We start from the raw sequence: 11,798 nt of genomic DNA on the forward strand, positions 1-11,798 counted from the left end.
CTTAAGATGAAGCGAACCTGTCATGACTGATACATTGATCTTTGCCATCCCCAAGGGGCGTATCCTCAAGGAAGCGCTGCCGCTGCTCGCCAGGGCGGGCATCGAGCCCGATGCCGATTTTCACGATCCGGCGAGCCGCGCGCTGCAGTTCGGCACGAACGTGCCCGGGCTGTCGCTGATCCGTGTGCGTGCCTTCGATGCGGCGACATTCGTGGCGCATGGCGCAGCGGATTTCGGTATTGTCGGCTCCGACGTGATCGACGAATTCGGCTATGAAGCGCTCTATGCGCCCGTGGATCTGAAGATTGGCGGCTGCCGCCTGTCGGTGGCGGAGCCCAAGGCGCTGGCCGAGGATGACGATCCGCGCAGCTGGAGCCATGTGCGCGTCGCCACCAAATATCCGAACATCACCAGCCGCCACTTTGCCGCGCGGGGCGTGCAGGCGGAATGCGTGAAGCTGAACGGCGCGATGGAGCTGGCGCCGAGGCTGGGCCTGACCAACCGTATCGTCGATCTGGTGTCATCGGGTCAGACGCTGAAGGAAAACGGCCTGGTCGAGGTGGAGGTCATCGCCGACGTCTCCTCCCGCCTGATCGTCAGCCGCCCATCCTTCAAGCGGAAGGCCGAGGTCATGACCGACTGGCTGGCGCGGTTCCGCGAGGCGGTCGATGCTTAGGCTCGACGCGTCGGCAAGCGGTTTTGCCGAACGGTTCAGCACGCTTGTCGAGGCGGGGCGTGAGGCCGATACCGATGTGTCGGATGCGGTGCGGGGCATCCTGCAACGGGTACGGACGGACGGCGATGCGGCGCTGCTGTCTCTGACCCGGAAATTCGACCGGATCGATGTGGCGGCAGATGGTCTTGCGATTACGCAGGCCGAAATGGATGCGGCGTGCGCGGAGGTCGCCCCGGACCTGATGGCGGCGCTGGAACTGGCGGCGGCGCGCATCCGGATATTTCACGAGGCGCAGCGGCCCGCCGGACACGAGCAGGTCGATACGGACGGCAATCGCACGGGCTGGCGGTACACCGCGGTCGATGCGGCGGGGGTCTATATTCCGGGCGGACGGGCGACCTACCCCTCGTCGGTCCTGATGAACGCGATTCCGGCGAAGGTGGCGGGTGTGGAGCGCCTGGTCATGGTGACGCCGACGCCGGATGGCCGCATGAACCCGCTGGTGCTGGCGGCGGCGCGGCTGGCGGGTGTTGACGAGATTTACCGCGTGGGCGGGGCGCAGGCCGTGGCCGCGCTCGCCTATGGCACTGAAACGATCGCGCCTGTGGACGTCATTACAGGTCCCGGCAATGCGTATGTGGCAGAGGCGAAGCGGCAGCTTTATGGCCGCGTCGGCATCGACATGGTGGCCGGGCCATCGGAAATCCTCGTCGTGGCCGATAAGGGCGCCGATGCCGACATTCTGGCCGCCGACCTCCTCAGTCAGGCGGAGCATGATCCGGTCGCGCAGGCCATCCTGATCACGGATTCGGCTGAACTGGCGGATGCCGTCGCAGCGGCGGTGCCGCGCGCGCTTGCGCATATTTCGACAAAGGCGGTGGCGGCGGAAAGCTGGGACGCGCACGGCGCCATCATCACCGTGGCGGCGCTGGGCGATGCCGTGCCGCTGATCGATGCGCTGGCGCCGGAACATCTGGCGCTGGCCGTGGCCGATCCAGAGACGCTGTTTCAACGCGTGCGGCACGCGGGCAGCGTCTTCATGGGCTATATGACACCCGAGGCGATTGGCGATTATGTGGCGGGGCCGAACCACACGCTGCCAACCGGGCGGCGGGCGCGGTTTTCCAGCGGGCTTGGCGTTGCGGATTTCATGAAGCGGACGACGTTTCTGGCCTGTTCCGATGCCGGATTTGCCGCCATCGGGCCTGCCGCGGCGACCCTGGCGGAGGCCGAGGGATTGCCCGCGCACGCGCTGTCGGTCACGCGGCGGTTTTGAGGTTGGGGGGGTGTACCCCCGATTCCGTCACCCCGGCGTCGGCAGGTATGACGTGAATATTTGAGTGCAATTCGCCAATCGGATCATCCTTCGGCTGCGCTTAGGATGATCGGGTTACGGGTGAGGTGTTTCCGCCGTCACACCTTCGCCCCGCTGTCATCGACGATATCGCCCTCCGTCTGCTGACGCGCCCACATGTCGGCGTAGATCCCAGCCTGCGCCAGTAGCGCGGCATGCGTGCCGCGTTCGACGATCTCGCCATCGGCCATGACGAGGATTTCGTCGGCGTCGGTGATCGTTGACAGCCGGTGCGCGATGGTCAGCGTCGTACGGCCCTGCTGCGCCGCGCGCAGGCTGTCCTGAATCGCACCCTCGGTATGGCTGTCGAGCGCGCTGGTCGCCTCGTCCAGAATCAGGATGGGCGGGTCCTTCAGGATGGTGCGGGCGATGGCGACGCGCTGCTTCTCGCCGCCTGACAGTTTCAGGCCGCGCTCGCCGACGATGGTGTCATAGCCCTTGGGCAGGCTCGTGATGAAATCGTGGATTTGCGCGGCGCGGGCGGCCGCCTCGATTTCCGCTGCGCTCGCCCCCTCGCGGCCATAGCCGATATTGTAGCCGACGGTGTCGTTGAACAGCACGGTGTCCTGCGGCACGATGCCGATGGCCGCGCGCAGCGATCCCTGCGTGACGGCGCCAATGTCCTGCCCGTCGATCGTGACCCGGCCGCTTTCAATGTCGTAGAAGCGATAGAGGATGCGGCTGAGCGTTGATTTGCCCGCCCCCGACTGACCGACGACGGCGACCGTCGCGCCGGCAGGGACGGAAAAGCTGATGCCGCGCAGGATCGCGCGATCCGCCTCGTAGCGGAAATGGACATCCTCGAAAGCCACCGCGCCGCCATTCACGCTGAGCGGAGCGGCTCCCGGCGGATCGGCGATCTCGGCCCGCGTGTCGATCAGGCGGAACATCTCCTCCATATCGACAAGGCCCTGCTTGATCGAGCGATAGACCCAGCCAAGCGCGTCGAGCGGGCGGAAAAGCTGCATAAGGAGCGTATTGACCAGGACCAGATCACCGACCGTCATCCTGCCCTGGCTCCAGTTCCAGATTGTATAGGCCATCGCGCCCGCCATGGTCAGATTGGTGATGAGCGCCTGACCGATGTTCAGCGCGGAAAGGGACGTCTCGTTCTTGACCGCGCTGTCGCGATATTTCGACGCCGCGCGGTCGTAATTGCGCGTTTCGCGTTCCTCAGCGTTGAAATATTTGACGGTTTCGTAGTTGAGGAGGCTGTCCACGGCGCGCTGGGCGGTGGCGTTGTCGTCCTCGACCATCTGACGGCGCAGCTGCTGCCGCCATTCGGTGATGCGCCATGTGAACAGGATGTAGCTGGCGACGGCGACCAGCATGGCGAGCACGGCGAGCGGGCCAAGCTTTATCCAGAAAATACCGCACACCACCGCCAGTTCAAGGAAGGTGGGAACGATATTGAACAGCAGGAAATAGAGCATGGAATCGATGCTCTTCGTCCCGCGCTCGATGATCCGGGTCAGCGCGCCGGTGCGCCGCTCCAGATGAAAGCGCAGGCTGAGCCTGTGCATGTGCCGGAAGACGTCGATGGCGAAATTCGTGACGGCCGCCTGCCCCACGCTTTCGAAAATCGCGTTGCGGGCATTGTCGAACAGGGTCGCACCGAAACGTGCGCCGGAATATGCGACGACCATCGAGACAGCGACCCACAGCGCGCTTTCACCCGCGCCGACGGCGCCCGCCTCGCCGCTCATCGCGTCGATGGCGGCCTTATAGGCGAACGGCATGGCAAGGATGACGGCTTTCGATGCCAGCACCATGAAAAGCGCGCCGCCAATCCGCCATTTCAGGTCGGTTCGGCCTTCAGGCCACAAATAAGGGAGGAAGCGGAGCAGAAGCCGCCGTTCGGATGCCATGAATATTCATATGGGGATAAATGGTTACCATCGCCAGAGACACGAACGCCGCGTGACGAAGCTCACGCTTAGACGGAACCTGGAACGCCTATGCCCGTTGTGTAGCCGGAAGGACGATGCGATGCAGGAAGTATTTGTAGCCATGGCAATATTGGGGTGCGGCCATACGGCCGGCACCTGCGAAACCGTCAGCATCGTCGACGCGAATTTCGGAAGCGTGGATGCGTGCCATGCTGCCGCTCCGGGTGTTCTGCGCAAGCTTACCGATATTGACTTCCCCGTCGTCACCATTGAATGCGATGGCCGCGAAAAGCTGGCCAAGCGCGCCAAGGCGCAGAACAAGGCACTCGGCTAGCATCGGCGGCGAGCGCACCGGCTCGCCCCCCGATATTCACGTCATGCGGCGGCCTGTTGCCGCGGCTGGTAGCCAAGAACGGCCTTCGTCTCCAGAAATTCGCCGAACGCATGGTCGCCCCATTCGCGGCCATTGCCCGACATCTTATAGCCCCCGAACGGCGCCATGAAGTCGATATCGGCACCGTTGATGTTGACCTGGCCTGCGCGTAGTTTCGACGCCACCTCGCGCACCTTTTCCATGTCTGTCCCCTGCACATAGGCTGCGAGGCCGTATTCGGTGTCATTGCCTTCATCGATGGCCTGGTCGAGATTATCATAGCCAAGGATCGAGACGACCGGCCCGAAAATCTCTTCCTTCGCGATGGCCATTTCATTGTTCACGTTCGCGAATATTGTCGGCTTCACATAATATCCCTTTTCGAGGCCGTCGGGACGGCCGACGCCGCCGGTGATGAGTTCAGCGCCCTCGTCAATGCCCTTCTGAATCAGGTCCTGAATCTTGTCGAACTGGGTTTCGGAAACGACGGGTCCCATCTTGGCATTGCCATTGGGGTCGCCCGGTGCCCAGCCTTCCGCCGTGGCCCTGGCGACCCCGATCGCCTCGTCCATGCGGGCGGCGGGGACGAACATGCGGGTCGGCGCATTGCACGACTGGCCGCTGTTCATCATCACGCCTGACACACCGCGCGATACCGCATCGGCGAAGCCGTCATCGTCGAGGAGGATGTTGGGCGATTTCCCGCCGAGTTCCTGGTGCACGCGCTTGACCGTGGGTGCCGCATCCCTGGCAACGGCGATGCCCGCGCGGGTGGAACCGGTGAAGCTGACCATGTCGACGTCGGGATGCTTCGAAATCGCGCTGCCGACGGTGGGCCCGTCGCCATTGACGAGGTTGAAGACACCCTTGGGCACGCCCGCCGCGTGCAGGATCTCCGCCAGCAGATAGCCGGAGAAAGGCGCGATTTCGGATGGCTTCAGCACCATTGTGCAGCCGGTCGCCAGCGCCGGCGCGATCTTGCACGCCATCTGGTTCACCGGCCAGTTCCACGGTGTGATGAAGCCGCAGACGCCAATCGGCTCCCTGACGATCGCGGTGGTGCCCCGTTCCTCATGGAAATTATAACCCTTCAGGACTTCCATCGCAGTGTTGAAATGCGCCATGCCGAGCGCGGCCTGCGCGCTGGAGGACAGCCATGCGGGCGCCCCCATTTCCTCCGTGATGGCGGCGGCCATTTCGTCCTGCCGCTTTTGATATTCACCCATGATCGCGCCCAGAAGCGCGATGCGGTCTTCGCGGCTGGTGCGCGAAAAGGTCGTGAAGGCTGCCTTTGCCGCGGCGACAGCGGCATCGACATCGGCGGCGGTGCCCATGGCGATCCGGCCCGCGGGTTCTTCTGTCGCCGGATTGATCACATCGGCTGAGCCTGCGCCCGGCGCCGGGTCCACCCACGCACCGTCAATGTAGAATTTCATATAGTCGCGCATATCGCTCATTCCTCGTCATGTGATGTGGCTGTCTCTGACTGGACAATATAGCGCGCGCGGCATTCCCGCGCCTCTCAATAAAGGAGGCGCGGACGCGGCAAGGCGGATTGTCAGCTTCCTGCGAAAAGGCTGAGCGCCGCGGCGGTCATCGCCTCGACGCCCGTCGTGATCGTGGGCGCGGGGTCCGGTGCCCATTTCGACGAATGCAGCGAAGGCAATTTTGTCATGTCGCCGCCCGCGGCTTCGATGGCCTCCGCGCGTGCGCCGCCGACCCAGAATAGCGTGCTTTCGACATTGCGGTCGGCGCGGTGGTAGCGGCTGAAATCCTCGCCGCCCATGACCGGCGTCGCGCGGATGACGCGGTCTTCGCCGAAGCGGGCGCGGAACAGGTCTTCCAGCGCTTCGGTCTGCTCGATCGTGTTGAAGGTGGCGGGGGTATAGATGTCCTCCCAGCTGACATCGGGCATCTTGTCCTCCGGAATACCCGCGGCCTGCGCCTCGGCGGCGGCGATGCGCCGGATACCGGTCAGCAGATGTTCGCGCACCGCATCCGTATACGACCGCACCGTGATCTGCAGTCGCGCTTCATTGGGGATGATGTTGTGCTTGGTACCCGCGTTGAATGCGCCGACCGTGACCACGGCCGGATCCTGCGGATTGGTTTCGCGCGACACCAGTGTTTGCAGCGATCCCACGATCCGTGCGGCGACCACGATCGGGTCCTTCGTCGTATGCGGATAGGCACCGTGGCCGCCTTCGCCGTGGACGACAATATCGACGCTGTCGACATTTGCCATGGCAAAGCCCGGCACCATGGCGATCTGTCCGGCAGGCAATTGCGCGGCGTCGTGCAGGGCGATGGCGTGGTCAGGCCTTGGGAAGCGTTCATAGAGGCCGTCGTCCAGCATCGCCTTCGCGCCAAGGCCGGTTTCCTCCGCAGGCTGCGCGATCATGACGAGCGTGCCGGACCATGCGTCCCTGTTGCCAGACAGATAGCGCGCCGTGCCGACCCAGCTCGACATGTGAATATCATGGCCGCAGGCGTGCATGACACCTGACGTGCCGCCGGATTTCACGGTGACGGTCCGCTTGCTGGCATAGGGAAGGCCGGTTTCCTCGGTAACGGGCAGGCCGTCCATGTCCGCGCGGATCATGACCGTCGGTCCGTTGCCATTTGCCATGACGCCGACAACGCCCGTGCCGCCGACCTGTTCGGTCACCCTGAAGCCAAGGGCATTCAGCTCGCTTGCCATGCGGGCGGCGGTTTCGATTTCCTGTCCCGACACTTCCGGGTTGGCGTGCAGATGTTTGTAGAGGTCGAGCAGATAGGGGGTGTCGGCGGCGACGGCATCGGAGAGTTCATCGGCGGCGGCCGGGGCGGAAAGAACGGTGCCGATGAGGGCGGCGGCGATGGCGACGTGGCGCATGTGGGACTCCCTGGGAAACAATTGCGACCTCGCGCGAACAAGGCCGCCCTGGCCTGACCTTAGGACCATCGTCGCTCCGGCGAAAGCCGGGTGACGTGATGGGGCGGCGGCAATCCCCCAGATTCAGTCCTCCCGAGCGCAGTCGAGGGACGCCCCCCGACTCACTGCGAAAAGAGAGTGCATCCTTCGAATGCGCTCGGGATGATCGAATTCAAATGTGGTCCCAACCAGCGAAACCGCCCCGTCCTATGGCAGGTGCTTCAGCAGCCCGACGATCCAGCGCACGCGGTCGTTGAACAGCTTGGGCGTGAAATACTGGTTGGTCCCCGCTTTCGTGATCTCGCCCAGCGTTGGGTATGGTGCGATGTAGCCGGTCATCTGACTGAGCTTCAGGCCCTGCGCGATGGCCAGCGACCAGGGGTGGATGAGTTCGCCTGCGCTGGTGCCGACGATGCCGCAGCCGACGATTTTTCCCTTTGACAGGACGATCTTGATCCTGCCCATCGGCTTGTCCTCAGCCTTGGCGCGGTCATTGTCCGCCATGGCCGCCTGCAGGATCTGAATGCCGGGCATGCCGCGGTCACGCGCCATTCTTTCGGTCATGCCGACATTGGCGAGTTCCGGGTCGGTAAACGTCACCCAGGGCAGGGCGTCGTAGCTCGCCTTTGCGGGAATGCGAAAGACAATGTTGCGGATGACGATGCCGCCATCATAGCCCGCGGCGTGGGTGAATTGCGGCCCCTCGCGGCAGTCGCCGATGGCGAACACCTTTTTGTTGCTGGTGCGGAGCCGGGCATCGACCCTGATGGCACCGCGCTCCGTCTCGATCCCCGCCAGTTCCAGGCCAAGGTCGTCGGTGTTGCGCCTGCGGCCGGTGGCGACGAGCACATGGGTGCCGGTTACGTTCGCGCCGTCTTTCAGGGTCAGGGCGACCCTGCCCGCGCCGCCATCAATGCGCTCGACCTCGGCATTTTCGTGGATGACGATGCCCTCCTCATCAAGCGCGGTGCGCACGACGGAAACGAGATCGGGGTCGTCCTTGGCCATGATGATGTCGCGCTCGACAATGCTGACCCTGCTGCCAAGCCGGCGGAAGGCCTGCGCGAGTTCGATGCCGATATTCCCGCCGCCCAGAATGATGAGATGGTCCGGGCGTTCCTTGAGGTCCCAGATCGTCTCGTTCGTCAGATAGGGCGTTTCGGCAAGGCCGGGGATCGGGAAGATCATCGGGCGGCTGCCGGTGGCGATGACGATGCGGCGCGCGGTGTAGGTTTCGCCGCCGGCGTCGAGGGTTGCGGGGCCGGTGAAGCGGGCGCGCTGCTGAACGACATGCGCGCCGAGCCCCTGGAAGCGCTCGGCACTGTCATGCGGCGCGATGGACGCGATGACATCGTGCACATGCTGCATCGACCGGGCGAAATCGATTGTGGGTTCCGCTGTCACGCCCAATTTATCACTGGTGCGCGCGATGTGCGCGGCATGCCCGGCGGCAATGATCGATTTCGACGGCACGCAGCCGACATTCAGGCAGTCGCCGCCCATGCGGTCAGCCTCGAACAAAACGGTCTTCAGGCCAAGCTGCGCCGCGCCGCTGGCCACGGACAGGCCGCCTGATCCGGCACCGATGATTGCGATGTCGTAATTATGGGTCATACCCTGCCTTTCGTGTTGCCAGCGCCGCTGGTTACGAAAGCTGCCCTAGGGTGAAAACGAAAAGAGGGCCACGGAAACGCTCATGGGGGGAGGAGCGTTTCCGTGGCCCCGCTTTAAACTGGATCCGCCCGGAAACATTGGGGGGGGCTGTTGGACGGACCGACTATAGAACACCGCACTTTGAACGAGGTTCCGCACGAAGGTATTTTTTTCATTGCGATCCTTTCCGGGCGTTATTCAGCGGGCGGTCGGCAAAAAGCTGCTCGGCCGTTGGACTGCGCCAACGGTTCAAGCTGCAGACGAAAAGAACGCGTGTCGGCTCGATATGCGCTCAGCCGAATACCCGGTCGAACGTCGTGTCGACATGCTTCATGTGGTAATCGAGGTCGAAGCGGCTTTCGATTTCCTCTGCGGAAAGCGCGCTGGTAACGTCGGGGTCGGCTTTCAGCAGCTCCAGCAGGCTTTCGGCGCCATCGGATTCCCAGACCTTCATCGCGTTGCGCTGCACCAGGCGATAGGAATCCTCGCGGCTGACGCCTGCCTGCGTCAGGGCCAGCAACACCCGCTGTGAATGGATGAGCCCGCCCATGCGGTCCATGTTCCTGCGCATGCGTTCGGGATAGATCAGCAGCTTGTCCATGACACCGGTCAGGCGCACCAGCGCGAAATCCAGCGTGACGGTCGCATCGGGGCCGATCATGCGTTCGACACTGGAATGCGAGATATCCCGCTCGTGCCACAACGCGACGTTCTCCATCGCGGGCACCGCATAGCCGCGCACCAGCCGCGCAAGGCCGGTCAGGTTTTCCGTCAGGATCGGATTGCGCTTGTGCGGCATGGCCGACGAACCCTTCTGCCCGGGGGAGAAATACTCCTCGGCCTCGAGGACTTCGGTACGCTGCAGGTGGCGGATTTCCACGGCAAGACGTTCCACCGACGAGGCGATCACGCCCATGGTAGCGAAGTACATCGCGTGACGGTCGCGGGGGATGACCTGGGTGGAGACCGGCTCCGGCGTCAGGCCCATTTTCCTGGCGACATGCTCCTCGACCCGCGGGTCGATATTGGCGAACGTTCCGACCGCGCCGGAAATGGCGCAGGTGGCGACTTCCGCGCGGGCGAGCTTCATGCGGGCCAGATTGCGGTCGAATTCCGCATAGGCCTGCGCCAGTTTCAGGCCGAAGGTCGTCGGCTCCGCATGGATACCGTGTGAGCGGCCGATGGTGGGCGTATATTTATGCTCCTCGGCGCGGCGCCTGATCACCACCAACAGCTTTTCGATATCCGCGATGAGAATGTCCGCGGCGCGCACCAGCTGCACGTTCAGGCAGGTGTCGAGCACGTCGGAACTGGTCATGCCCTGATGCACGAAGCGGGCTTCGTCACCGACATGTTCCTGGAGGCTGGTCAGGAAGGCGATGACGTCATGCTTCACCTCACGCTCGATCTCGTCGATGCGGTCAATGTCAAAGCCGCCGCGTTCCCATACGGCCTTTGCCGCCTCGGCCGGAACGACGCCAAGCTCGGCGAGCGCATCCATCGCGTGCGCTTCGATCTCGAACCATATCTGAAAGCGGGATTCCGGTTCCCAGATGTCGGTCATTTCCTTGCGGGAATAGCGGGGAATCATGTTTCAGGCTCCTGAATGAGGTGAGCGCCGCGCCTAGCAAGGTGGGCCGAGGGCGGCAACGGAACCTTGCCGCGCCGCCGCCCGTTTTTTTGTCAACGCCGCAAAAACTTGCGAAACAAATGGAGAGTCAGATGAAATTCACGACGATGACCGCCGCCGCCGCCCTGATGATCGCGGCCCCTGTCCTTGCCGAGCCGCATGAAGGCGGCCATGACAAGATGACGGCGACCGAAGCCGCCGCGATGGCGGACGCCAGGGCCGCCGCCGCGACTTCACCGGAAATGGCCGAGGAACGCGGTGAAGCCGCCGCCGAAATGACGAAGGAAGACATCGAGCAGGCGCGCGAGATATTCGACGCGCGCATGGAAGTCGCCGAGGAAAAGGCGGAGCAGGCCGAGGAAATCGCCGAAGCCGCCGATGAATCGCCCGAAGTGCAGGCGGAAGAGGCGGCAGAGGCCGCTGAGGAGATCGCAGAAGAGGAAGCCGAGCAGGCAGCGGAAATCGTCGACGCGAAGGCCGAGCTGATGGAAGAACGGGCCGACCTGAATGAAGATCTGGTCGATGACAAAATCGACGCGATGAAGAAGGCGGCAAAGCCCGAATAAGCTGTAAAGAGAAAGGCGGCGCGCGCCGGGATACCCTGCCCGCGCCGCCTTTTTTCGCGCTTTAGAGCAGGCCGAGCGTCTTGAAGCTGGAACTGCCACCCTTTGCGACGATGATGTGGTCGTGCAGGCCGATGCCGAGCGCGCGGCATATGTCGGAAATCTGCCCCGTCAGCGCAATGTCGTCCCGGCTGGGTTTGGAATCGCCGGAGGGATGATTGTGCACCAGAATGATGGAGGTGGCGCCAAGATCGAGTGCCAGCTTGATCACTTCGCGCACATGGACGGACGTTTCGTTGACGGTCCCCTCCGTCATCTTCTGGTCGCGGATCAGGACGTTGCGCCCGTCGAGCGCCAGCACACGGAATTCCTCGCGCGGATTGTGCGCCATCTGTGCGTGCAGATAATCCTCGACCGCTTGCCAATTGCCAAGGACGGGGCGCTTTGCAATCCTGCCCTTCAACAGCCGCACGGACGCCGTTTGCAGGAATTTGAGCGTGGCGACCACGCTGTCGCCGACGCCGTCCACCAATTTGAGATCATCCGGATCCGCCGACACGACGCCGCCAAATGTCTGGAACCGGTCGATCAGCAGCTTGGCAAGCGTGCGCGTATCCTGCCGCGGCTTCGCGAGCGCCAGAACATATTCCAGCAGTTCATAATCGTGAAACCCGTCACCGCCGCCTGTCAGCATACGCTGCCGCAGCCGTTCCCGGTGGCCCTGTCTCGCCTTTGCGTCGTCCATT

The 11,798-nt window shown here is 63.5% G+C and carries 10 protein-coding genes; 4 read left to right on the forward strand and 6 right to left on the reverse strand.

The window, feature by feature from the left end:
• Positions 1–22: 22 nt before the first annotated feature.
• Positions 23–676, forward strand: coding sequence for an ATP phosphoribosyltransferase (gene hisG, locus KCG44_RS04370; RefSeq protein ID WP_218444447.1), 654 nt, complete (start codon positions 23–25; stop codon positions 674–676).
• Positions 669–1,952, forward strand: coding sequence for a histidinol dehydrogenase (hisD, locus tag KCG44_RS04375; RefSeq protein WP_218444448.1), 1,284 nt, complete (start codon positions 669–671; stop codon positions 1,950–1,952). Before hisG ends, hisD begins: the two co-directional genes overlap by 8 nt.
• A gap of 137 nt (positions 1,953–2,089) precedes the next feature.
• On the opposite strand, the gene KCG44_RS04380 is transcribed toward hisD, so the two are convergent.
• The gene (locus KCG44_RS04380) at positions 2,090–3,898 is read right to left on the reverse strand and encodes an ABCB family ABC transporter ATP-binding protein/permease (RefSeq protein WP_218444449.1); all 1,809 of its coding nucleotides are present in this window, start codon (positions 3,896–3,898) and stop codon (positions 2,090–2,092) included.
• A gap of 121 nt (positions 3,899–4,019) precedes the next feature.
• On the opposite strand from KCG44_RS04380, the gene KCG44_RS04385 reads away from it, so the two are divergent.
• The gene (locus tag KCG44_RS04385; protein ID WP_218444450.1) at positions 4,020–4,253 is read left to right on the forward strand and encodes a hypothetical protein; all 234 of its coding nucleotides are present in this window, start codon (positions 4,020–4,022) and stop codon (positions 4,251–4,253) included.
• A 41-nt stretch (positions 4,254–4,294) separates the two neighbouring features.
• On the opposite strand, the gene KCG44_RS04390 is transcribed toward KCG44_RS04385, so the two are convergent.
• The 4 genes from KCG44_RS04390 to purB form a co-directional block, all read right to left on the reverse strand.
• On the reverse strand, positions 4,295–5,740 hold the full coding sequence (locus KCG44_RS04390) for an aldehyde dehydrogenase family protein (protein WP_218444664.1): 1,446 nt from the start codon (positions 5,738–5,740) through the stop codon (positions 4,295–4,297).
• Between the two features lie 110 nt (positions 5,741–5,850).
• Positions 5,851–7,167, reverse strand: a complete 1,317-nt coding sequence (locus KCG44_RS04395; protein WP_218444452.1) for an amidohydrolase — start codon at positions 7,165–7,167, stop codon at positions 5,851–5,853.
• 246 nt (positions 7,168–7,413) lie between these two features.
• On the reverse strand, positions 7,414–8,820 hold the full coding sequence (locus KCG44_RS04400) for a dihydrolipoyl dehydrogenase family protein (RefSeq protein WP_218444453.1): 1,407 nt from the start codon (positions 8,818–8,820) through the stop codon (positions 7,414–7,416).
• Positions 8,821–9,151: 331 nt separating this feature from the next.
• On the reverse strand, positions 9,152–10,450 hold the full coding sequence (purB, locus tag KCG44_RS04405; protein WP_218444454.1) for an adenylosuccinate lyase: 1,299 nt from the start codon (positions 10,448–10,450) through the stop codon (positions 9,152–9,154).
• A gap of 131 nt (positions 10,451–10,581) precedes the next feature.
• Here purB and KCG44_RS04410 point away from each other — a divergent pair, with 131 nt between their 5' ends.
• On the forward strand, positions 10,582–11,055 hold the full coding sequence (locus tag KCG44_RS04410) for a hypothetical protein (RefSeq protein ID WP_218444455.1): 474 nt from the start codon (positions 10,582–10,584) through the stop codon (positions 11,053–11,055).
• Positions 11,056–11,116: 61 nt separating this feature from the next.
• Here KCG44_RS04410 and radC read toward each other — a convergent pair whose 3' ends face one another.
• Positions 11,117–11,797 carry a RadC family protein gene (radC, locus tag KCG44_RS04415; protein ID WP_255536298.1) on the reverse strand — a complete coding sequence of 227 codons (681 nt, stop codon included), beginning with the start codon at positions 11,795–11,797 and terminating at the stop codon, positions 11,117–11,119.
• Position 11,798 lies beyond the last annotated feature (1 nt).

Origin of the sequence: Pacificimonas pallii, assembly GCF_019204005.1 — a bacterium.
GTDB classification, from domain to species: domain Bacteria; phylum Pseudomonadota; class Alphaproteobacteria; order Sphingomonadales; family Sphingomonadaceae; genus Pacificimonas; species Pacificimonas pallii.